The 21,382-nt window shown below is 63.1% G+C and carries 19 protein-coding genes and 2 tRNA genes; 9 read left to right on the top strand and 12 right to left on the bottom strand.

What is annotated here, in order from left to right:
• Position 1: 1 nt before the first annotated feature.
• Positions 2 to 745 (top strand): creatininase family protein, encoded by a 744-nt coding sequence (locus NKI29_RS11215; RefSeq protein ID WP_023674660.1) that lies wholly within the window; start codon positions 2 to 4, stop codon positions 743 to 745.
• A 50-nt stretch (positions 746 to 795) separates the two neighbouring features.
• Here NKI29_RS11215 and NKI29_RS11210 read toward each other — a convergent pair whose 3' ends face one another.
• From NKI29_RS11210 to NKI29_RS11200, 3 genes are all read right to left on the bottom strand, one after another.
• Entirely contained in the window at positions 796 to 1,713 is a 918-nt protein-coding gene (locus NKI29_RS11210; RefSeq protein ID WP_352796263.1) for a carbohydrate ABC transporter permease, read from the bottom strand.
• A 13-nt stretch (positions 1,714 to 1,726) separates the two neighbouring features.
• Positions 1,727 to 2,848: a carbohydrate ABC transporter permease gene (locus NKI29_RS11205; RefSeq protein WP_031211226.1), complete on the bottom strand. Its 1,122-nt coding sequence runs from the start codon at positions 2,846 to 2,848 to the stop codon at positions 1,727 to 1,729.
• 128 nt (positions 2,849 to 2,976) lie between these two features.
• Complete coding sequence (locus NKI29_RS11200) at positions 2,977 to 4,641, bottom strand: ABC transporter substrate-binding protein (protein ID WP_023674663.1); 1,665 nt, start codon at positions 4,639 to 4,641, stop codon at positions 2,977 to 2,979.
• 293 nt (positions 4,642 to 4,934) lie between these two features.
• On the opposite strand from NKI29_RS11200, the gene NKI29_RS11195 reads away from it, so the two are divergent.
• From NKI29_RS11195 to rbsK, 3 genes are read left to right on the top strand one after another with little or no spacing between them, the layout of a single operon-like run.
• Positions 4,935 to 5,993: an ABC transporter ATP-binding protein gene (locus NKI29_RS11195; protein ID WP_352456634.1), complete on the top strand. Its 1,059-nt coding sequence runs from the start codon at positions 4,935 to 4,937 to the stop codon at positions 5,991 to 5,993.
• Between the two features lie 31 nt (positions 5,994 to 6,024).
• Positions 6,025 to 6,477, top strand: coding sequence for an RbsD/FucU family protein (locus tag NKI29_RS11190; protein WP_352571442.1), 453 nt, complete (start codon positions 6,025 to 6,027; stop codon positions 6,475 to 6,477).
• 4 nt (positions 6,478 to 6,481) lie between these two features.
• Positions 6,482 to 7,423: a ribokinase gene (rbsK, locus tag NKI29_RS11185; protein WP_031211227.1), complete on the top strand. Its 942-nt coding sequence runs from the start codon at positions 6,482 to 6,484 to the stop codon at positions 7,421 to 7,423.
• 94 nt (positions 7,424 to 7,517) lie between these two features.
• On the opposite strand, the gene NKI29_RS11180 is transcribed toward rbsK, so the two are convergent.
• Positions 7,518 to 7,594, bottom strand: a tRNA-Asp gene (locus NKI29_RS11180).
• Between the two features lie 217 nt (positions 7,595 to 7,811).
• On the opposite strand from NKI29_RS11180, the gene NKI29_RS11175 reads away from it, so the two are divergent.
• Positions 7,812 to 7,887: transfer RNA gene (locus NKI29_RS11175), tRNA-Val, on the top strand.
• A gap of 186 nt (positions 7,888 to 8,073) precedes the next feature.
• Positions 8,074 to 8,406: a hypothetical protein gene (locus NKI29_RS11170; protein ID WP_352571441.1), complete on the top strand. Its 333-nt coding sequence runs from the start codon at positions 8,074 to 8,076 to the stop codon at positions 8,404 to 8,406.
• Positions 8,407 to 8,609: 203 nt separating this feature from the next.
• Here NKI29_RS11170 and NKI29_RS11165 read toward each other — a convergent pair whose 3' ends face one another.
• The 6 genes from NKI29_RS11165 to NKI29_RS11140 all read right to left on the bottom strand — a co-directional run bounded on the left by NKI29_RS11165 (position 8,610) and on the right by NKI29_RS11140 (position 14,196).
• Entirely contained in the window at positions 8,610 to 9,266 is a 657-nt protein-coding gene (locus NKI29_RS11165) for a GNAT family N-acetyltransferase (protein WP_352571440.1), read from the bottom strand.
• Positions 9,263 to 10,033, bottom strand: coding sequence for an SDR family oxidoreductase (locus NKI29_RS11160; RefSeq protein WP_023674668.1), 771 nt, complete (start codon positions 10,031 to 10,033; stop codon positions 9,263 to 9,265). Before NKI29_RS11160 ends, NKI29_RS11165 begins: the two co-directional genes overlap by 4 nt.
• Positions 10,030 to 11,025, bottom strand: a complete 996-nt coding sequence (locus NKI29_RS11155) for an ABC transporter permease (RefSeq protein ID WP_352571439.1) — start codon at positions 11,023 to 11,025, stop codon at positions 10,030 to 10,032. Before NKI29_RS11155 ends, NKI29_RS11160 begins: the two co-directional genes overlap by 4 nt.
• Before the next feature lie 163 nt (positions 11,026 to 11,188).
• A complete protein-coding gene (locus tag NKI29_RS11150) occupies positions 11,189 to 12,229 on the bottom strand; it encodes a sugar ABC transporter substrate-binding protein (RefSeq protein ID WP_352571438.1) in 1,041 nt (346 codons plus the stop codon).
• Between the two features lie 39 nt (positions 12,230 to 12,268).
• The gene (locus tag NKI29_RS11145) at positions 12,269 to 13,033 is read right to left on the bottom strand and encodes an ATP-binding cassette domain-containing protein (RefSeq protein WP_352571437.1); all 765 of its coding nucleotides are present in this window, start codon (positions 13,031 to 13,033) and stop codon (positions 12,269 to 12,271) included.
• The gene (locus NKI29_RS11140) at positions 13,030 to 14,196 is read right to left on the bottom strand and encodes an ROK family transcriptional regulator (protein WP_352619162.1); all 1,167 of its coding nucleotides are present in this window, start codon (positions 14,194 to 14,196) and stop codon (positions 13,030 to 13,032) included. Before NKI29_RS11140 ends, NKI29_RS11145 begins: the two co-directional genes overlap by 4 nt.
• Positions 14,197 to 14,520: 324 nt before the next feature.
• Between NKI29_RS11140 and NKI29_RS11135 the strand changes: the two genes are divergently transcribed.
• Positions 14,521 to 15,312, top strand: a complete 792-nt coding sequence (locus tag NKI29_RS11135) for an alpha/beta fold hydrolase (protein WP_352700516.1) — start codon at positions 14,521 to 14,523, stop codon at positions 15,310 to 15,312.
• Between the two features lie 75 nt (positions 15,313 to 15,387).
• On the opposite strand, the gene NKI29_RS11130 is transcribed toward NKI29_RS11135, so the two are convergent.
• Together NKI29_RS11130 and NKI29_RS11125 are read right to left on the bottom strand one after the other, a co-directional pair.
• Entirely contained in the window at positions 15,388 to 16,668 is a 1,281-nt protein-coding gene (locus NKI29_RS11130) for a M23 family metallopeptidase (protein WP_352755217.1), read from the bottom strand.
• A 138-nt stretch (positions 16,669 to 16,806) separates the two neighbouring features.
• The gene (locus NKI29_RS11125; protein ID WP_352755218.1) at positions 16,807 to 17,274 is read right to left on the bottom strand and encodes a peroxiredoxin; all 468 of its coding nucleotides are present in this window, start codon (positions 17,272 to 17,274) and stop codon (positions 16,807 to 16,809) included.
• Positions 17,275 to 17,370: 96 nt separating this feature from the next.
• On the opposite strand from NKI29_RS11125, the gene NKI29_RS11120 reads away from it, so the two are divergent.
• On the top strand, positions 17,371 to 20,748 hold the full coding sequence (locus tag NKI29_RS11120) for a hypothetical protein (RefSeq protein WP_352796261.1): 3,378 nt from the start codon (positions 17,371 to 17,373) through the stop codon (positions 20,746 to 20,748).
• Between the two features lie 384 nt (positions 20,749 to 21,132).
• The coding region (locus NKI29_RS11115; protein ID WP_352796259.1) for a transposase at positions 21,133 to 21,382 on the top strand (250 nt) is incomplete at its 3' end.

Raw genomic sequence — 21,382 nt, 5'->3', positions numbered from 1 at the left:
CATGCGCTACGAATTGATGCTGCCGCATCAGATACGCAAGGTGATCGCCGAAAACTGGCCGGTCGTGTTGCCGCTCGGTGTGCTTGAATATCACGGCGAGCACATGGCCGTCGGCATGGACACGCTGGCGGTGGTCAAGAGCCTGGAACTGTTCGAAAAAGAAGCCGAAATCGTCATTCTGCCGCCCTTCCATTACGGCGCGGCGAGCTATGCTGTTGCAGCACCGGAGGGCAGTGGTTCGCTGCAGGTCGGCGGCAATGTGCTGGCGCCATTTGCGGAAGAACTGTTCTATAGCCTGCTGCGCGTCGGCTTCCGCAACATCCACGCCATCATTCACCACCAGACCGAAAATTTTGCCGCCGGCATGCCAACCGATCTCGCCTTCAAGGCCGCCGGCCGGCAGGCGATCTTCCGCTTCCTGGAGAAAGAACGTGGCGAAGGCTGGTGGGGCTCTCCGGCGATGGCCGACTATTATGCCGAGCACGCCGAGGGCAGCAATTTCTTCAACTGGGTGCAGGTGCATCCGCTGATGCCGGCTTCAATGCACAGCCGGTACCCGTTCGACCATGCCGGCACCGGCGAGACGTCACTGATGCTGGCGCTGTGCCCGGAAGCGGTCGATGCCGGCCGCTTCGCCGACAACACCGGCTGGTACACGGCAAGTGCGCCCGAAGCCTCGGCGGAATTGGGGCAAAAAGGGGTTGCCATGATCCTCGAGCATTTGCGGGCAACACTTTCGGGTTAGCGCACTTTTCCCTTCTCCCACAACAAGGGGAGAAGGGAGAACCGGCGCAGTTATTTCACCGCGCCCGCTGTCACGCCCATGATCAGGTAACGCTCGAGCGCGATGCCGATGACGGCGAGCGGTGTGATGGCGGCGGTGGCAAGCGCTGCCATCGACCACCAGTTGATGCCTTGTGAGCCGGTCTGGCTGGCCACCATGACAGGAATGGTCTTTGCGTCGGTCGAGGTCAAAAGCGCGGCGAAGAAATACTCGTTCCAGCACAGCACCATCGCCAGGATGAAGGCGGCGACCATGCCCGGCAGCGCGATCGGCATGACGATGCGCAAGAAGGCGCCCCAGATCGACAGGCCGTCGACGAGTGCTGCCTCCTCCAGCTCCACCGGAATGGAGTTGAACTGGTCGCGCATGATCCAGATGACGATCGGCAGCACCATCAGCGTGTAGAGCAGGATCAGCCCGACGCGCGTGTCGAGCAGGCCGACCTCCCGGTAAAGCACGAGGAAGGGCAGGGCCAAAACCACCGGCGGCAGGATCAGCTGTGACAGGAAGAAGAAGGAAATATCCTCGTTCCTGAACCAGGCGAACTTGTAACGATAGCGGGTCAGCCCGTAGGCGGCGAGGCTGCCGATGACGATGGCGAGGCTCGACGCACCGACCGAAGTGATGACCGAATTCATGAAGCGCTTGATAAACTCGTCGCGAACCGTCGACGTCCGAAAGATCGAGTCCGGCGACAGACCGAGCGAACGCCAGCCCTTCCAGTCGGGTTTGAAATCGAGAAACGGGATCAGATGGCCCTGGGTGACGTCGACCGCGGTCTTGAACGAAGTGGTTATCGTCCAATAGATCGGGAACAGGCAGATGAAAGCCCAGAAGATGAGCGCGCCATAGATGAAGACGCGGTTGGCGACGAAGCTCGCCGGCGAGCGGATTTCGGAAGCGGCATAGTCGGTGGTCTGAACGCTCATCTTGCCAGCCCGATCAGTTGACGTTGCGCACGAAGCGGCTGGCGAATTTCAGCAGCCAGGTCACGAACACGATGATGATGATCAAATAGGCCATCGCCAGCATCGTGCCGTAGCCGACGTTCGAGCGGTCGCGATATTCGCGGTAGATGAAACTGGACACCGAATCGGTCGCGCCGCCGGGGCCGCCGGAGGTGACGGTGATGATGATATCGGCGAGCTTCAGCTTGAAGATGATGCGCAGGATGACCGCCGTCACCGACACCGGCAGCATCAGCGGGAAGGTGACCTGCCAGAAGGTCTGCCAGGCAGTGGCGCCATCGACACGCGCTGCCTCGAGCACCTCGCGCGACATCGCCTGCAGGCCGGCGAGCAGCATGATCATCATGAACGGGATGAACGTCCACGCGTCGAGCACCATGATCGAGATGCGGGCGGTGATCGGGTTGGAGAAGAAGGCGGGGTTTTCCCAGCCGAGATGCCGCGCTAGTGTCGCGGCCGGCCCGAAGCGGTATTCCATCAGCGACTTGCCGATCATCCACGACACCGCCACCGGCGACAGCATCAGCGGCATGAGAAACACGACGCGGAAGAATTTTCGCGCCCGGATCTGCGCGTTGAGCAGCAGCGCCAGGCCGAAGGCGATGACATATTCGACGAACACCGCCAGCACGTAGAGCACCATGTTGAACAGCGCGTTGCGATAATAGGCGTCGTTCAGCATCTGCCAGAAATTGTCGAGCCCGTTGAACTGCCGTCCGCTGAAGGAACTGAGGTTCCAGTCGGTCAGCGCGATATAGAAGCCGAACAGCGTCGGGAAGATCACCATGGCAATGGTAAACAGCAGCGCCGGCAGCAGGAACAGCGCGCGCTGGCCGTCCTCGCCGCGCGTCAGTACCTGGCCGATGCCGAGCGCGACACCCCACAGCACGTAGGCGTAGACCACCGGCCGCCAGGTCTCGAAGCCGATAGTGTCGACCTCGCTCTTGTAGAGGATTTGCAGTGCGATCACCGCCAGAAGGCCGAGCGTCGCAGCAGCCATCAGAGCCCAGCCAAGCCGTTTGCGGCTCCGCGGTATCAGGTCGGATGGCACGGCGCCTGCCGGCCATTCACTTGTCGACAAAGTCTGGTCAGCCAGGGTCCGGTCAGCCACGCGTTCTTGCCCGTTCACAGGAGGCTCGATGACCGGCCGAGCCGGTCGAGGCCAAGTCGGTCAAGGTGAGGTCCGGCGGCTGTGCGCCGCCGAACCAGTTTCACTATCTCAGCCTACATGCCGAGCGAGGCCTTGTAGAGCTTGACCTGTTTGTCGCGGCCGATCTGGTCGGTCAGCTTCTCCCAGGCGGCTGCGATGGCGTCGGCGCCTTCCTGCGCCTTCATCTTGCCGGCAAAGGTGTTGGCCAAAATGTCCTCGGCGGCGCTGTAGTACTGGAAGATGCCGGGGATGCGCGGCTCGATCGCCGCGTTCGGATGGTTGTAGCTGTCGGCTTCCGACTTCAGATACGAGGTGATGAACGCCTCGTCGTAGCCCGCCGCCACCCATTCCGGAATGTTGAAATGCGAGTTGCGATAGGGCTGGAAACCCGACGGATAGGCCGCGCACCAGAGCGACAGGTCCTTGCCGCCGAGATGGGCAGCGGCAGACCATGCCGCCTTCTTCTTCTTTTCGTCGCTGTCGACGCGGGCCATGACATAAACGCCCCAGCCGAGATAGGCGCAGTTCGGTGCATGGTTCGGGCCGCTGGCGAGCTTGTCCCACTGGCCGGTCTTGGAGTTGTAGACATCGTCCGAGCCCGGCAGGATCGAGAAGCCGGTGATGTCGCCGACGACCGAGGAATCGTTGGTCTTGACGTTCGAACCGACGTCGCCCCACCAGGTAACCATCGAACCGGTGCCTGCCAAGAATTGCTGGAAGGCGGTGGTGTTCGGGTCGGCGTTGATCTGGTCGGCAGGTTCGGAGGGCAGGGCATCGATGACGTCCTGGATCGCCCGCACCCATGCCGGATTGTTGACGCGCGGCTTCATCGTGTCGGCATCGAACAGCCAGGCCTTGTCGTCGGGATGCTTGGCGTAGGCGCTGGCGCGGCTGCCGAGGAAATAAAAGCCGAAACCGCCCCAGGGCTTGGGCGCATCGAGATAGCCAAAGACATCCTGGCCCTTCACCTGCTTGCCCTTGAGGAATTTCGTCACCGCCTGCACCTGCTGCCAGGTCTTCGGCACGCCCCATTCGCCTTCTCCGCCGCCGTCCTTCCAGGCCTTGGCGAGGTCGGCATCGGCAAACACGTCGGTGCGGTAGTTGAAGTTATGCGCGTCGCCGTCAACGGTCACGCGATATTGCTTGCCGTCCCATGTGCCCACCGGCGGCTGCAGATAGGCCACGACATCCTTCATGTCGATCTGGTCCTTGACCCAGTCCGGCATCTCGGAGGTGAGACCCTTGCCGCAGACGTCGCCTTCGAACGGTGCCCCCATTTCGATGATGTCGAAATCGACGGTGCCGGTCGCGATCGACTGCTGCAGGCGGGCGTTGTAGTCAGCCTGCGCCAGGTCGATCCAGTTGATCTTGGCGCCGGTATAGGTCTCCCACGGCTTCAGGAAGCCGCGAAACAGCACATTGTGCAGGTTCTGGTTGTTGAGGCCCATGAAGGTGAGTTCGACACCGGCGAATTCGCCTTCCTTGACATTGGCCTTGGTGGCGCCAAGGCAAAGCTCGCCGACCTGCTGGAAGTCGGCATCGGTCGGCTGACCCTTGCCGACACCCGGGATCTGCAGGATCTGCGCACGCAGGTCGTCGGCGGCCGCAGCCGTGCGCGTCAGCGCACCAAGTCCGGCGCTTGAGGCCGCCGCGAGGGCGGCCATGCTGGCCGCTCCCTTCAGCACGTCGCGGCGGGTGGCCCCGGCGCGGACAAGTTGGTTATAAAGGCTGACTTTCATTTCGTTCCTCCCAGAAGGTCAATTGTGAATTGGTTCAGATGGTGGAGCGCCGATTATGTTCCCCAACGACAGCGACTCCCGTAAATAGCGGCCCGAATTCTCCCTCCCGCGACGCTTGGCATTCAGTGCCGGACAAGCGTACCGGTGCGCCCGGAACAGGGTCATAAGCCGGACACTGTCACTATTCGCACAACGAAGTGCGGTGTCAACGTGAATGGGTTTTTTATCTATAAGAGACTGACTTGCCCTCGCCGTTTGCGTTGTTTAGCTTCACGGCAACTGAAGGGGGAATGATGGCTCAAGTCGCGATCCGCAATGTGGCCAAGGCGTTCGGAACCGTCAAGGTTCTGCACGATGTCAGCGTCGACATCGCCGACGGGCAGTTCGTGGTGCTGGTCGGGCCTTCCGGCTGCGGCAAGTCCACGCTGCTGAGGATGGTGGCCGGGCTGGAAACGGTCTCCGGCGGCACCATCGCCATCGGCGAGCGCGTCGTCAACCATCTGCCGCCGGCCAAGCGCGACATCGCCATGGTGTTCCAGAACTACGCGCTCTATCCGCACAAGACGGTCGAGCAGAACATGGCCTTTGCTCTCAAGCTGCGCAAAACCGACCCGGCGGTGGTCACTGAGCGGGTCAAGCGCGCCGCCGACATCCTCGACCTCAATCCCTACCTCAAGCGCTATCCGCGCCAGCTCTCTGGCGGCCAGCGCCAGCGCGTCGCCATGGGCCGCGCCATCGTGCGCAACCCGCAGGTGTTCCTCTTCGACGAGCCGCTCTCCAATCTCGACGCCAAGCTGCGTGTCCAGATGCGCACCGAGATCAAGGAACTGCACCAGCGGCTGAAGACCACCACCATCTACGTCACCCACGACCAGATCGAGGCCATGACCATGGCCGACAAGATCGTGGTGATGCGCGACGGTCGCATCGAACAGGTCGGCGCGCCGCTGGAATTATTCGACCGGCCGGCCAACCTGTTCGTCGCCGGCTTCATCGGCTCGCCCTCGATGAACCTGCTCAAGGGCGTCGTGCGCAAGGGCGACAAGCCCGTCGTCGAGATCGCCGGGACGCCGTTCCCGATTGCGGCAACCAGTGCCGTCGAGGATGGCCGTAATGTCGTCTACGGCGTGCGGCCCGAGCATCTCGAAATCCATCCCGATGGTGTTCCGGCGAAGATTTCGGTGGTCGAGCCGACCGGTTCCGAGACTTTGGTGTTCCTGCGCTTCGGCGAGGGCGAGATGGTGGCGCTGTTCCGTGAGCGCCACGACTTCAAGCCGGGCGACACACTGCACCTGAAACCGCGGCTCGACCAGGTGCATCTCTTCGACGCAGAGACCGGCAAGCGTCTCTGATTTCGCCCCAGCAAACTTCGCGAGGAATACCATGCTCAAAGGAATCGATCCGCTGCTCAATGCCGATGTGCTGCAGGCGCTGCGGGCGATGGGCCACGGTGACGATCTGATTATCGCCGACACCAATTTCCCGTCCGATTCGGTGGCGCGCCAGACCGTGCTTGGCCGGCTGCTGCGCATCGATGCGTCGGCGGCCGACGTGGTCAAGGCGGTACTGTCGCTCTATCCGCTGGACACCTTCGTCGACGACGCGGCCGCGCGCATGGAGATCGTCGGCAAGCCGGACGACATTCCCGCCGTGCAGCAGGAAGTGCAAAAAGAGATCGATGCCGCCGAGGGCAAGGCCTGGCCGATGATCTCGGTCGAGCGCTACGCCTTCTACGAACGCGCCAAGAAGGCCTATTGCGTCATCCAGACCGGCGAGCGCCGCTTCTATGGCTGTTTTGCGTTCCGCAAGGGCGTCGTGCCACCGGATGCGGAGTAGCGGCATGCCGGCGAAACCGATCGTCATGAAGCCGGTTGTCATATTGGGCGTCTTCGTCGCCGATACGGCCTACCGCGCCGCCCGCCAGCCGCGCATGGGCGAGACGATCCTGGGCACGTCCTTCACGCTCGGCCCCGGCGGCAAGGGCTCGAACCAGGCGGTGGCAGCCGGCCGGCTCGGCGCCGATATCACCTTCCTTACCCGCCTCGGCGTCGATCCCTTTGCCGATATGGCGAGACAGACCTGGTCGCACGCCGGCGTGAAGAGCGCCGTCATCGACACGCCGGAAAGCTACACCGGTGCCGCCTATATCTTCATCGAGGAGACGAGCGGCAACAACGCGATCATCGTCAGCCCTGGTGCGGCGATGCTGATCTCGCCCGCCGATATCGAGGCAAATGCCGGCCTGATCCGCGCGGCCGGCGTTTTCGTCACCCAGCTCGAACAGCCGATCGAGGCGGCGCTGGGGGCGCTGGAGATCGCGCGCGGGGCAGGGGTGACCACCATCCTCAACCCGGCGCCGGCGGCCAGGCTTCCGGACCGTATCTACACGCTTTGCGACTATGTCACGCCGAACGAGACTGAGGCCGAGGAACTGACCGGCATCAAGGTATCCTCCATCGACGATGCCCGCCGTGCCGCCGACAGCCTGCTCGAGAAGGGCGTGGGCGCTGTAATCGTGACGCTCGGCGAAAAGGGCGCGCTGCTGCACACGGCCGACCGTTCCGAGCATGTCGCAGCGGTCGCCGCCGGCCCGGTCATCGAGACCACGGGTGCGGGCGACGCCTTCAATGGCGGCCTGGCTGCGGCGCTGTCGAGGGGGATGGAACCCCTGCAGGCGGTGCGCTTCGCTTGCGCCGTCGCAGGCATTTCGGTGACGCGCCCGGGCACCGCGCCGTCCATGCCGACGCTGCAGGAGGTCGAGGCGCTGCTCGCCGAGGGGTGAGACCGTATGGATTACATCATGAACGAAGACGGTTTTTGACAAATCAACGTCGACATTTCTCCGACATCAAGGGGACGTGACCCCAAAGGAGAAATGGCGCGAGTGACGGGGCTCGAACCCGCGACCTCCGGCGTGACAGGCCGGCACTCTAACCAACTGAGCTACACCCGCGCATAGACGAGCACGTGTCAGCCGTGTTCGTCGTTGGGGCGGTGGATAAGGGGTAAGCCACCGGGTGTCAAGCGGACCCGGACAGCATAACAGCAAACAGGAGAAGGTTTTTTGACAAGCCGAACTTTGTTGCCGAAACCGGCTCCCGGCCAAGCCACTCGCCGCTCATTTGGCCTTGCGAAGCCGGTCCTAACTGCTTAAAGGTCCGGCCCGGGGCGGGCGATTAGCTCAGTTGGTAGAGCGCTTCGTTTACACCGAAGATGTCGGCGGTTCGAGCCCGTCATCGCCCACCATTTTCCTCGATGTGTTCAGTTTGGGCTACACCGCTCAAGCTGATCGCCCAGGTGAGACGCATCCGACCACTGTGCTACTCGGACTTTGGTCTGATTCGAACTGTCTTTCCGCAGGGACTTAAGTCTGATCTGCTTGCCTCTCATGAGGGAAACGATTGCCGAAAGCTACAACTTGCAGTATCTCAATTGCGTATGGGCATGGGCGGGAGCGAAAATATTCCTGGATGGCTTGTGAGTCATCTTCCGGACGATCCCGTGATCGCAGGAGATCTCGCGGATAAGATATCGAAGGAAGCTGAAAAAAACCGGCTTCCAGGCGAACGGGTTGTGAACACAACCCGTAACGAAGAAGACACCTTCAAGAAAGAACAAGTCGAAGCTTATCCCGACGCCGCGGTTGCAGGAGTCTTTGCCAGCGGTTCATTCCTCGCCCTGTTGGTATTAGCCATTTATCTGCTTTATGTGCTCTCGATTGTGGCCGGGGGAACGGTCGCGGATGTTCCCCTGCCGCCCATATGAACTAGTAGACGCTCCGCCAACACTCGAATTAGCCCCGCACCGTGATGCTGGTGACTTTCGTGTCTGCGGTGGAGCACGCGACGAAGGTTTCGTTCCCGCGGCAAAGGTGTTCACGCGGGGCAACTGGCTGCTACAGAACGGCAGCATTGTACTTCCATAGGCCTCCCGGTTCTTTGCAACTTGGGCGATTGGCTTGTCGCAGATCAGCCTGCAATCGCCGGAGCGTGAGCAATCCGTTTCGCCACATAAACACAACGCTTCGATGAATCAGCGTCCTGCACCACCGCAAATCCAATCGCCTTGTAGAACCTTAGCGCACCATCGTTCTCCGGCATGACTTCGAGGTGGATGCCGGTCGAGCCGCTCGCGGCAAGCCCCTGCTCGAGGAAGGCCATCGCGCGCCTGCCGATGCCTTTCCCGCGCGCTTGCGGCAACACGTCGATATGGCCATGCGACGGATAGGCGGTCAGCGCAGGCGGAACAGCGAAATCGGGATGATGGACCCGATGCCGCGCCCAGTCGCTGCCGCGCCAGCGCGAGCTGTCGGGTCCCGGGTCCGCCACGCGCCGCTGAAGGTCGGGATACCACTCTGATGCCAGGCTGGCATTGAAAGCGCCCGTATCGGCCGCGCCAAGCAGGTAGCCGGCCGCACCTGCGGGACTATCGATAATGAAGGCCAGCTCGGGTTCGAGCACCTGGTAGGGAATAGTGTAGAGGAGGCCGAGCAGTTCCGGGTCGTCCTCGCGGCCGCTGGCGTCCTTGCCGGCATCGCCGGTCTTGAGACAGATCATCGCAAGCGCTGCATGATCGGCGGTGGTCGCCCGGCGCAGGAAGAAACCGCCGCCGAAATCGAGGATCATGGCGGCAGCAGCCGGAAATCCTTGCCCTCGGGCAAAAGCTGCCCGCCGTCGACGATGATGGTCGTGCCCGTGATGTAGCTGGCATCGTCAGAGGCCAGGAACAGGAAGGCATTGGCCACATCGCGAGGGCTGCCGAGACGGCCGAGCGGGATGGCGTCTTCCATGTTCTTGATGAAGGCCGCACCGCGATGCTGCTCTATGCCTTCAGTGAGGATGTTGCCGGGCTCGACGCCGTTGACTGTAATGCCGTAGCCCGAGAATTCGAGCGCAGCCGAACGGATCAGCCCATTGATGCCGGCCTTGGTCGCTGAATAATGGCCGTGGCCGGGGCTGGTGACATGCGGGCCGGTGATCGAGGAGGTGAACAGCATGCGGCCAAAATGCTGTGCCTTCATTGGCACCAGTGCGGCGCGAGCAGCGATGAAGCTGCCGCGCAAGTTCACCGCCATGACCCGGTCCCAATCGTCGGGACTGGTGTTTTCCAGCAATTGCCAGGGATAGATTCCGGCATTCTGCACCATGATGTCGAGCCGGCCGTGACGGTCGAGCGCCAGTGCAACAGCAGCCTCGGCATCAGCCATCTGCGAGATGTCGGTGCGGATGAAGGCGGCACCGAGCTCGTCCGCAGTCGCTTGCCCGGCCTCAGCCTCGGTATCGGCCAGGACAAGCGTCGCGCCCTCTTCGGCAAAGCGTTGTGCGATGCCCTTGCCGATCCCGCGCGCACTTCCAACGATCAGCGCGACCTTATCTTCCAGACGGCCGGTCATGCGAGCCTCTGGCGGATGGTTTGCTTGAATGCGTCGAGCAGCACCGCGGCGAGGACGAGCAGGCCGTGGATCACCTGGGTGAAGTTGGCCGGCAGGCCCATCAAATTGATCGCCGTGTTAATGGCCGAGAGCAGCAGCACGCCGGCATAGACGCCGGGCAAGGTGCCGACGCCGCCTTTCAGGCTGACGCCGCCGATGACGACCGCGGCGAAGGCATTGAACAACAGGCCGACGCCGAGATTAGCTGTCGCGCCGGAGGTGCGGATCGCCAGCACCCAGCCGGCAAGGCCGGCGATGGCGCCGGCAAGGACAAAGGCTATGACAAGGTTGCGGTTGACGCGGATGCCGGCGCGGAAGGTCGCCGTCTCGTTGCCGCCGATCATGACCAGGTGCCGGCCGAAGGGCGTCTTGGCCATGATCAGCGAGAACACCACGAAACACGCAATGGCGATCCAGGCTGTCAGCGGCAGGCCACCCAGGCGCTGGATGCCGAACCAGCGGATCGCCGGCGCAAGGTCCTGCGCCGAGCGGCCGCCGGAGATGACCAGCACCAGGCCGCGCACCCAGATGTAAGACGCCAGGGTGATGATGAAGGCGCTCATCTTGACCCTGATCACCAGGTAGCCATTGAAGGCGCCGATGAGGCCGCCGACCGCAAGCGCGATGAGCAGCGAAACCGGAACCATCAGCCATTGCGGCTGCAACTGGATGCCGAGGCCGATGCCCGACGAGCAGAACAGGATGCCGACCGCCATGGCGCTGAGCGCCGCCACCGATTCGACCGACAGGTCCATATGGCCGGCAATGATGACCAGCGCCAGGCCGATCGACATGACGCCGAGCACGCTCGATGCCTCGATGATGTTGGCGAAGATGCCGAGCTGAAAATAGTTCGGGATGAGGATGGAAAAGACCACCAGCACGAAGACCAGCATGAACCAGACGAGATTGTCGAGGATGAACTCGAGGGTTTGGCGCGTGCGGGGATTCATCTGCGGATCCAGTTGGCGCCGACCCCGAAAAAACCACTCGGTTTTCGGAAAGATCAGGCGCGGTTGAAATTTGCTGCAACGTTCCCGTGCGCGTCCGCTTGAACGCACCGGGCTGCAGGGCTTGGCTCCGGGCCTGTGTGGCCCGGAGCTTCTGGCGAGTTTGCTATTCGACCGGCTTTATGGTTTCGGTCGGCGGCTTCATGTTGCCCCAGAAGGCAGGGTTATCGACATTTTCCTTGGTGATCGCAGCGCCGGGGATCTTGATGTTCGGCCCCCACGCTTCTTTGGTCAGGGTCGATTTCAGGCCAAGCACATCATATTCGCCGGGCTTGATCTCCTGCTTGTTGACCACCTTGTCCATGAACATGGCGACCGCCGCGGCCTGGGCATAGAGCGGCTGCTCGACTTCGACGTTGAGCCAGCCCTTGCGGATCAGGTCGAGGCCGACCGGAGCGCCGTTCGAGCTCATCAGCATGACGTCGCCCGGTTTCTTGCCGGCGGCCTCGAGCGAGGCGACGGCAGCGACCGAAAGATGCGCTGCATGGCTGAAGATCAGGTCGATGTCGGGGTTGGCGAGCAGCTGGTCGTTCACGATGGTCCCGGCTGCATCCGCCGCCCATTGCATGGCCGGCAGCGAGATGATCTTGACGTCCGGGAACGCCTTCATCTTCTCCTCGAAACCCTTCTGGATATCGAGCGTGTAGGGGTCGCCCGGATCGCCGAGCACCTGCAGGATCTTGCCCTTCACCGAGCCGTTTTTCGCGGTCAGGAGCTTTTGCGCCTGGTCGGCGGCGACGTAGCCGATCTCGACGGTTCCGGCCACCGAGGTGAAGTCGGACGGGGTCGAGGTGATCTGGCGGTCGAACTCGACGACCGGGATGCCGGCGGCGCGGGCGGCCTCGATCGACGGTTTCAGCGCATTGAAATCGACGGCGGCAAGAATGATCGCCGACGGCTTCAGCGCGATGACGTCGTTCATCTGCGATTGCTGAGCGTCGGTCTTGTTGTCGGCGTTCAGCGTCTTCATCTCGTAGCCGACCTGCTTCAGGAACAATTCCAGCGCGCTCACCGAGCCGGTCTGGAACTCATCGAGCAATGTCGGCACCATGTAGTAGACGGTGCCCTTGGACTGGGCGAATGCCGGCGTGAGCGTGGCAAAGGCCAGTGCCAGGATACCGAAGACGGAAAGAAGTATTTTCTTCATGTCGTTCGCTCCTCTTGCGCCGGACCCCTCGTTTGTCCCTCAGTTCGTCGGTCCGGCACCGGCGAGCGTCTCTCCGGTGATCATGTTGATCACCGCGTCGGGACTTGTTTTGTTGCGTGCGACGTCGCCCGCCACGACGCCTTGCCGGATCACCACGATCCGATCGGCGACCTGGAAGGCCTGTTGCATGATATGAGTGATTATGACGACGCCGATGCCCTGGCTCGCCACCTGGCGGATCATGTCGAGGCCGCGCCGCGTCTGCTCGACGCCGAGCGCCGCGAACGGCTCGTCGAGAAGCACCAGCTTGCCGCCAAAATGCACGAACCGATTGAGCTCGATGGCCTGCCGCTGGCCTCCGGAAAGATGCTCGACATTGGTGCGAAGCGAGGGAATGCGGGTGCCGGCGCTGGCCAGTGCCTTTTGCACCACCTGCTCCATGGCGCGCTCGTCGAGCACCGGAATGCCGAGAACCTTCCTGCTGATCTCGCGGCCCATGAAGAAATTGGCGACCACGTCGACATTGGTGCAGAGCGACAGGTCCTGGTAGACCGTCTCGATCCCCGCGGCCTTGGCCTCGGCGGGGGATTTGGCGAGGAATTCCTTGCCTTCGAACAGCATGCGGCCGGAGGTCGGCTCGAGGCCGCCGGCAATGATCTTGACCAGCGTCGATTTGCCGGCGCCGTTGTCGCCAAGAAGCGCCACCACTTCGCCCTTGTCGATCGAAAAGCTGATGCCTTTCAGCGCTTCGATGGCGCCGTAATTCTTGGCTACATTGTCGAGCACCAGCAGCGGTTCACTCATGCTGCGATCCCCTTGTTATGCAAGAGATCCCGACCGCGTTCGCGCTCGGCGGTGAAGATCTGGCCGAAGCGCGGCGAAAGCACTCCTGAGACGGCAAGCGCGGCGGCGCCGCGCAACACCGCGTGCTGGCCGCCGCGTGCGACGCTGACGCGGGGCGTCGTGCGGTCGCTTCGCGCCGAGACCGAATTGGGCAGGTGCGCGGCCGCGCCGGCAAGCCTTTCGAGCAGGTCGGTGGACGCCAGCCCGCCGAGGATGATGGTTTCGGGATCGAACAGGTTTTCGATGATGGTGACGGCGTTGCGGAAGATCGGCGCAATCTCGCTCACCCACTCGGCGTCGGCGATGTTGCGGCGCCGCAGCGCCTCGAGCGAGAGATACCGTTCGAGGCAGCCGCGATTGCCGCACGGGCAGGGCTCGCCGCCCGGCACCGCGGGAATGTGGCCGATTTCACCGGCGTTTCCCCAGGCGCCGCGCAATGCCGCCCCGTCATGCACCATGACGCCGCCGAGACCGACGCCGAAATAAAGATAGTAATACTCGGAATATGCCGTTCCGAGGCCGTAGAGGCGCTCGCCGATAGCAGCCGCCGCCATATCGGTTTCGAAAAAGGCCGGCAGTCCGGTCGAGGCGGCCAGCCGCTCGCGCAGCGCCACATCCTTCCAGCCGGTCATGGTGGTCGGCCCGACAAAGCTCATGGACTCCACGCCGAACGGTCCGGGCAGCGCCATGCCAATGCCGAGAACGCGGCCACCGGGCCGCAATGCCGTCAATTCGAGCACCATGGCGCCGATCAGCTCGAAAGCGTGGTCGGGCGTTGCATTTGGGGCTTCGCGGTAGGTGCTCTCGATAACATCGCCGCTTAGGTTGATCAGGGCGGCATTGATGCCCAGCGGGGTGACGTGGATGCCGACGGCATAGCCGCCTTCGGGATTGATGCGCAGCGTTGCCGGTGGCAGGCCGCGCCCCTTGGGCTCTTCGCGCAGCGACAACACGTAACCGTGCTCTTCCAGCTCGCGAACGATGGTAGACACCGTCTGCACGGTGAGTCCGACCCGCCTGGCAATGTCGCCGCGGGCGATCGGTCCGTGAAGGCGGATGGATTCGAGCACGATACGCCGGTTATACGGCCGCCCGAACTCCTGATTGGTCCCGCGCAATGCCATGTCTGGCGCCCTCTCGAGAGAGCAGAGGTTCGCACCGAATATTTATTCAGTCAAATGGAATTCAAAAATAATTCGCCTGTGGCCAAGGTCCTTCTAACGCCGGCGAATTCGCGCCCGCCGGCGGATGGGCCCAACTCTGGCAATTTTCCAGCATGAAGCGCCACCGGTTGGACGGGACGCCAGGCATGACCTTGGCCGGCATTCCGATCAGCGCCCTGAAGCCCATTTCGGAACCGGTTGTGAGCCGGCCAAGGATCGGAGTTCGTTGCGCCTTTCCGTTGCAGGGAGCATACTTCCTCTCGCCGGTGTGCGGGAGGAGATGCGATGCCGAAGCTGACCCTCGACGGGATTGATCTCGGCTATGAGGTGCGGGGCGACGGGCCGCCGGTGCTGTTCGTCCACGGCAGCGTCACGAACGGCATGATGACATGGTCCGCGCAGCTACCGCTTGCGGAGCGCTGGAAGCTGGTTGTGGTCGACCGGCCCGGATACGGATCAAGTTCCCCTGCCGAACGCGAGGATTTCGTCGTCGACGCCAGACTGGTTGCCGGATTCCTCGATCGGACGCATGACCTCTGGGACGAAAGCCGCGTCCATCTGGTCGGGCATTCCTATGGCGGCGTCATCTCTCTTCTTGCAGCAGCGATGCGCCCGCGAGCAATCCGTTCGCTCACGGTGATCGAGCCGCCGGCCTTTGACCTTGCGCGCGGGGATGTTGCCGTCAATGAACTCGTGACGCGCCTGAAGACCCACTGGCAAAGCGGACCCCGCGACGATCCCGCGCTTTTCTTGCGCCAGTTCCTCCATCTGGTCGGCTCGGCGACACAATTGCCAGACCCGCTGCCGCCCCCGCTCGCGCAAGGCGCGGCCATGCTCGTCGTCGAACGCGGGCCATGGGAGGCCGAAATTCCGCTTCGGCAACTTGCCGATGCGCCGTTCCCGAAACTGGTGGTATCCGGCGGGCACAGCGCAGCATTCGACGCCGTCTGCGACGTGCTCGAAAACGTGCTTGGTGCCGATCGTGCCGTGATCGCCGGCGCGGGGCACAGCGTTCAGCAGACCGGTGAGCCGTTCAACCGGCGGCTCGGCGCGTTCATGGCTGCTGCTGAGGGCTGAAAGCGATCTATCTTTGATATTGCCTGGCGGGCGGTTGACCGCGCGCCAGGCTTCACGCCGAATGAATCGCCGGCTCTACAGATACTGCGCGACCTTCTTGCCGACGGTCAGGAAGCGCAGCGGATCGATCGCCTCGCCATTGTGGCGGACCTCGTAGTGCAGATGCGGGCCGGTCGAGCGGCCGCTGTTGCCGGTCTTGCCAATGATGTCTCCGGCATCGAGCTTCTGGCCGACGGCGACGTCGATTTCGCTGAGATGCCCGTAACGCGTTACAAAGCCGTTGCCGTGGTCGACCTCGATCATGCGGCCGTAGCCGCCGTTCCAGCCGGCCTTGACGACGACACCGCCTGCCGTGACCTTGGCCGGCATACCGACCGGCGCCCTGAAATCCATGCCGGAATGCAAGGCGGCCGTGCCGAGGATGGGGTCGGTGCGCACGCCGAACGGGCTGGTAACGCTGCGGCCGGGGGCGGGGTTGGCGAGCGGCAGCCGGCGCGCTTCCTTTTTAAGATGATCCAGCGCGTCAAGAGCCTCGTCCAACTCCTTGACCTTGCTGTCGAAGACCAACGAGCTGTCGAGTGGTATCAGCGGGCCGCCAACGTCGCTCTTTTCGAATTCGCTATCGACGGGCAGGCCGGCGGCCTCGAGCGCCTGCGAGATCGCGTCGGCGCTTTTGTAGGCATTGTCGGCAAGTGTAGCGATGCGGGTGAGCTGCTGGCTCTCGATGGCCTTCAGCGAGTTGTTGATCGAAACGAAGAGCTTGTCTGCCCGGTCGGCCGCGCTTTCGCTCGGCAGCGGATCGGCGCGGGTCGACCACAGCGAGAACGGCCTAGTGTCGTCAACGCCCACAGGAGCGGCAAGGCTGGCGACAGTATACGCCGTCGGCTGGATACTCCCGGTCGCGTCGGCATGTTCGTCCGGCTTTGCCGCCGGCACGGGCGGCGTTGCGACCTCGTTTTCGGCTCGTTCGAGGATCGGGCCGAGGCGGCCGTGACGCAGGCTGAGCTGGCTCTGCCGTTCCAGCAATTCGCTGACCTTGGTTTCCATCAGTTGCTGATCGAGTAGCTGCCGGCTGGTGATGCGGTCGACCTGGCTGCGCAGCGCCGAGATGCGGTCTTCGTAGGCCTGCTGCATGCGCGCCTGCCGCGCCGTCGTGGCGCCGATCAGATCGTCGCGCAGCACCAGATAGGAGGTCGCCAGCAGGTAGCCAATGACGATCGCCGCCAGCGCCGAGCCGCAAAATGCCGCCAGCCACGGGCGTATGGTGAAATGCCTTATCTGGTCGCCCCGGGCGATGATGACCGTGTGGGGCTCTTTGCGTCTGCCGAAGACCGCTGACTGACTGGCTACGTTCACGGGACCAAGCTTTCGTTACGACACCAACGACAAGCCTGATTACACATTATTAGGGTTAACAAAGTTTTGCCGGATCGAACGACAGCCAAAGGTCTTCGCGCAAAACGGGCATCGAATTGCAGCGGCCTGGCGCAGCTCTCAAAGGGCGCGAACCGCCTCCAGCACTTCTTCGGCGTGCCCCTTTACGCGGACGTTGCGCCAGATCCTTGCGATGCGTCCGTCCCGGCCAATTAGGAACGTCGCCCGCTCGACGCCCATATAGGTGCGGCCGTAGAGCTTCTTTTCCACCCACAAACGGTAAGCCTCGATCACTTTGCGCTCTTCGTCGGCGACAAGGTCGACGCTCAGATCGTATTTCGCCTTGAATTTGTCGTGTTTCTTGACGCTGTCCGGCGAGAGCCCGATGACGACAGCCCCGGCCTTTTCGAACTCCGGCTTCAACTGCGAAAAGCCGATCGCCTCGTTGGTGCAGCTTGTGGTGTCGTCCTGTGGGTAGAAATAGAGTACGATGGGTTTTCCCAGCAATGCGGCGAGGCTGAGTGAACCGCCGCCGTCGCGCGGAAGATCGAACTGCGGCGCAACATCGCCCACGTCGAGGTCAGCCATATCGATGCCCTTGTTTGAGGTTACGCGCCAGGCTGCATCGATATAATGTCGAGCGGGGATTCGTCCACGATCGAATTCGTTTCAACGGAAGATTGCGTGGATCAGGAGCTACCGCAGCACGAGAAGATCAGGTTCAGGCGTGACGAGATCACCGACCTGGGAACCTTTCCGTCCGCGTGCCGCGTCCCGCCGCTCGGCCAGGCGTCGATCGGTCGCGGCATCCGTATGATGGCGCGGCTGTTTGCCGGTCTTGTCGCCCTTGTGCTGCTGGCTGCCGCCGGCGTCTATGCGATCGGCGTGTCCGGCTTCGGCTCGGAGCGGCTTCGCGCGGAAGCCGAAACGGCAATCGAGAAATTGGCCGGCTTCGATGTCGACGTTGCCGTCGGGCCGGCACGGCTGACGCTTGACGGGTCGAGCTTCATTGCGCTGCAGGTCAGCGACGTCAGCCTCAAGACCGCCGACGGAAAACCGATGGCCGATGCCGGCCGGGTCCGCTTCGGCATCCGGCTGATCCCGCTGCTTTCGGGCGAGGTACGGCTGACCAGCGCCCGGATTTCCGACGCGCACATCGTCATGGCGGCGATGCCGTCCGGCGGCGACTGGACGGCCGAGCTGCGCAACCAGGACGGCCTCATCGATCCGGAAAAACTTTCCGCCGCCGTCTTCGCCAACCTCAACCGCGCGCTCGATGCGGTGCGCGAGGATTCGATGCGCCAGATCGATCTGCGCAACGTCGAGCTGGCACTGCCCGAGACCGGATCGGTCAAGTCGGTCACCATCGCCGACGCCTCCGTGTCGCAGACGGGACCGGGAAGCATGGAGTTTTCATCCGATGCGGATGTCGACGGCAGGGCACTTACCATCGCCGCTTCCGCCACCCGCGATCCGGCGACGCGACGCATCACCACGCTGGACGCCAGCATCCAGGCGGCGGATGCCGACGCTGCGGCAACAGGCGGCAAATTGGGCGCGATCGCCTTGAAGCTGGCGGGGTCGGAAGGGACCGGCGACAACGGTTCGCGGCTGACCGCTGCCCTGTCACTGACCGGATCGGTGCTCGATCTCGGCTCGCGCGGCCTGCTTCCGGCCGACATCGATCTCGATGCGACGCTCGTCGCCGGGTCGAACAAGATCCAGGTCGACAGCTTGCTGGTGAAAACCGGCCGCTCGACCTTCGATTTCGCCGGTTCGATCGGCCCGAAGCCGGCTACCGGCGCAGCGGGCGAGGAGCCATCCTATCGTTACGACCTGACCAGCGACGGTTCGACCCTGGCGCCTTCGGATTCGCCGGAGCCGGCGCTCAGCTTCATTGCCCGTATTGCCGGCGTCTACCAGCCGACGAGCCAAAAACTGGTCGCCGAGCAGATCGGCGTCCGGTCCGGACCGGGCAGCGAAGTGCTGGGCACGGCTTCGGTTTCATTCGTCGCCAACCAGGCGCCGGGCATATCGGTCGCGCTCAATGTCCACGACATGCCGGTCTCGCACGTCAAGCAATTATGGCCCTGGTTTTCGGCGCGCAATGCCAGGCTGTGGGTGCTTAAGAACCTGTTCGGCGGCCGCGTCGTCGATGGCAGCCTGCAGTTCCAGGTCGTGCCCGGACGGCTCGGCAACGGCGTGCCGCTTTCCGCCGATGAAGTGTTCGGCCGATTCCAGGTCGAAGGATCGCGCTTCGACACGGCCGGCCGCATTCCGCCGATCCGCGATGCCGTTGGCGTCGTCGGCTTCCACGGCAATGACGTCGACGTCGCGCTGTCGTCGGGCAGCGTCTATATGCCGAGCGGCCGCACGGTGGCGGCGAGCAACGGCACGCTCACCGTCAAGGCGGCGAACCATCCGCCGGTGATCGGCGCGCTCGACATCGATGTCGCCGGCGAGGCGCCGGCAATCGCCGAGCTGGCATCCTTTGACCCGATCAATGCCATGCGCCATGTCGGCCTGCTGCCGGACGACCTGTCCGGCACGGTGACCGGCCACGTCAAGGCCGATATTCCGCTGCAGTCCGGTGTCGACTCTTCCAAACTCGATTGGCTGGTGGCGCTCGACTACAAGGACCTGTCGCTGGGCAAGCCGTTCGAGGGCCAGACGGTCAGCCATGCCGACGGCTCGATCACGGTCGCGCCCGACCGGGCGGTGATCTCGGCGAAGGCGCTGCTCAACGGCATTCCGGCCGAGCTCGACCTGATCGAGCCGCTCAGGGATGGCGGCCCGCCGCGCAGTCGTAAAGTGGCGCTGGTGCTCGACGACAAGACGCGCGCCACCGCCATGCCTGGCCTGTCGACGCTGCTTTCCGGAACCATCAAGGTGGCGATCGACAAGAGTGGCACCGGCAACCAGAACGTGTCGGCCGACCTGACCAATGCCAGGCTGGACATCCCCTGGGCCGGCTGGAGCAAGGGCCCCGGCATTCCCGCCAAGGTCGTCTTCGCCATGGCGAAGACCGGCGACACCACGACGCTCTCCAATTTCGAACTCGATGGCAAGACCTTTTCCATCGACGGCAGCGCGGTGCTGGTCAAGGGCGCCTTGTCCTCGGCCCGGTTCAGCAAGGTCACCTTGAACAGGGGCGACGACGTCGCCGTCTCGGTGAAGCGGTCGGGCAAGGCCTATGCGGTCGAGGTCAGCGGCAGCGCGCTGGACGCACGCTCGCTGATCAAGCAATTCACGTCCGATGTCGATACCGCCACCAAGACCACCGGCGTCGATGCGATCTCGGTCAGCGCCGACGTCAGCTCCCTGACCGGCTTCCACGACGAGGTGCTGTCGAATCTGAAACTCGACTACAGCGCCGCAGGGTCCCGGGTGAACGGGCTCAAGGTGAGCGCCACGGCAAGTTCGGGAGCCGCCATCACCATCAGCAACACGACCGGCGGCGGCCTGCGCACGCTCAACATGAAGTCGGCCGACGCCGGCGCCATACTGCGCTTCCTCAACATCTACGAGCATATGGAAGGCGGCTCGATCACGCTGGCGCTCACCGGGGCCGGCGACGGGCCGATGAAAGGCCAGGTCGACGCCAAGAACTTCTTTATCGTTAATGAGCCGAAGCTCGCCTCGATCGTGTCGACGACGCCGGCCGGCGACAACCGCAGCCTCAACGAAGCGGTCAAAGGCAATCTCGACACGTCGAGGGTGAAGTTCGAGCGCGGTTTCAGCGAAATCGACAAGGGCAGCGGCTATCTGAAGCTGCGCAACGGCGTGCTGCGCGGCTCACGCATCGGCACCACCTTCCAGGGCACGTTGTACGACCAGAACAACAATATGGACATGACCGGCACGTTCATGCCGGCCTACGGCGTAAACCGCATCTTCGGCGAACTGCCGCTGATCGGCGCACTGCTCGGCAACGGCCGCGACCGCGGCCTGATCGGCGTCACCTACAGGCTCAAGGGCAACGCCAACAAGCCGATCCTCGACGTCAATCCGCTATCGGTAATCGCGCCCGGGATTTTCAGGTCGATCTTCGAGTATCGCTGAGGTCAAAACCCAATTACCTCGAGCGACCGAGTTTTGATCTTAAGCGGCCGCTCGTCCGCCCCGCGAATTCACGCCCATGATCCAAAGGCGACTGACGTCCGCCCGGGCCTAAATGGCCGCTTTGCGCCTAATGTCGGCCGTTAAAGTTAGTTGTGCCACCGCCTTACAGCGGACATCACCGGCGACCGCGCTTGAGGGCGTAGTTGCGCCATGAGCGGTCATTCGATGTTCTGCCGTTGAACGGCTTCATTCGCCAGTTTAGGATAGTGTGCTGAAGGTTCTGCAAAAAGTTTTGGAGAGAGAACGGCGCCTGCTCTGAGGGGCGAGCGGCCATGGCACGGTGGTGACGTTGCGATCACCGATTCCCGTGGAAGGGGAAGTGCCATGACCAATCGAGAAGTTAGACTGAGCAGAGGCGAGTTGAAAGCGTTGCTGTTGTCGGACGAGGACGGCTTTCGCCAGGCATTGCAGAGTGTCGTGCAGGAGGTTCTTGAAGCCGAGATGACGGAGGCGATCGGGGCCGAGAAAGGCGAGCGGACGGCGGAGCGGACGAGTTACCGGTCCGGCTATTACGAGCGCAAGCTGGTGACGCGGGTCGGGGTGCTGGAGCTTCGCGTTCCGCAGGATCGGGCTG

Origin of the sequence: Mesorhizobium sp. M0678, from assembly GCF_040320505.1 — a bacterium.
Lineage (GTDB): Bacteria > Pseudomonadota > Alphaproteobacteria > Rhizobiales > Rhizobiaceae > Mesorhizobium.
Note: the sequence above shows the minus strand (reverse complement) of the source record. Positions and strands in the feature narration are given on the sequence as shown.

What these genes read in the sequence shown, in the direction of transcription:
- NKI29_RS11125 (WP_352755218.1), bottom strand. Translation starts at nt 17,274, where the DNA reads ATGGCTGACCTCGACGTGGGCGATGTTGCGCCGCAGTTCGATCTTCCG.
- NKI29_RS11215 (WP_023674660.1), top strand. Translation starts at nt 2, where the DNA reads ATGCGCTACGAATTGATGCTGCCGCATCAGATACGCAAGGTGATCGCC.
- NKI29_RS11200 (WP_023674663.1), bottom strand. Translation starts at nt 4,641, where the DNA reads ATGAAAGTCAGCCTTTATAACCAACTTGTCCGCGCCGGGGCCACCCGC.
- NKI29_RS11210 (WP_352796263.1), bottom strand. Translation starts at nt 1,713, where the DNA reads ATGAGCGTTCAGACCACCGACTATGCCGCTTCCGAAATCCGCTCGCCG.
- NKI29_RS11135 (WP_352700516.1), top strand. Translation starts at nt 14,521, where the DNA reads ATGCCGAAGCTGACCCTCGACGGGATTGATCTCGGCTATGAGGTGCGG.
- NKI29_RS11150 (WP_352571438.1), bottom strand. Translation starts at nt 12,229, where the DNA reads ATGAAGAAAATACTTCTTTCCGTCTTCGGTATCCTGGCACTGGCCTTT.
- NKI29_RS11145 (WP_352571437.1), bottom strand. Translation starts at nt 13,033, where the DNA reads ATGAGTGAACCGCTGCTGGTGCTCGACAATGTAGCCAAGAATTACGGC.
- NKI29_RS11195 (WP_352456634.1), top strand. Translation starts at nt 4,935, where the DNA reads ATGGCTCAAGTCGCGATCCGCAATGTGGCCAAGGCGTTCGGAACCGTC.
- NKI29_RS11165 (WP_352571440.1), bottom strand. Translation starts at nt 9,266, where the DNA reads ATGATCCTCGATTTCGGCGGCGGTTTCTTCCTGCGCCGGGCGACCACC.
- NKI29_RS11155 (WP_352571439.1), bottom strand. Translation starts at nt 11,025, where the DNA reads ATGAATCCCCGCACGCGCCAAACCCTCGAGTTCATCCTCGACAATCTC.
- rbsK (WP_031211227.1), top strand. Translation starts at nt 6,482, where the DNA reads ATGCCGGCGAAACCGATCGTCATGAAGCCGGTTGTCATATTGGGCGTC.
- NKI29_RS11160 (WP_023674668.1), bottom strand. Translation starts at nt 10,033, where the DNA reads ATGACCGGCCGTCTGGAAGATAAGGTCGCGCTGATCGTTGGAAGTGCG.
- NKI29_RS11140 (WP_352619162.1), bottom strand. Translation starts at nt 14,196, where the DNA reads ATGGCATTGCGCGGGACCAATCAGGAGTTCGGGCGGCCGTATAACCGG.
- NKI29_RS11190 (WP_352571442.1), top strand. Translation starts at nt 6,025, where the DNA reads ATGCTCAAAGGAATCGATCCGCTGCTCAATGCCGATGTGCTGCAGGCG.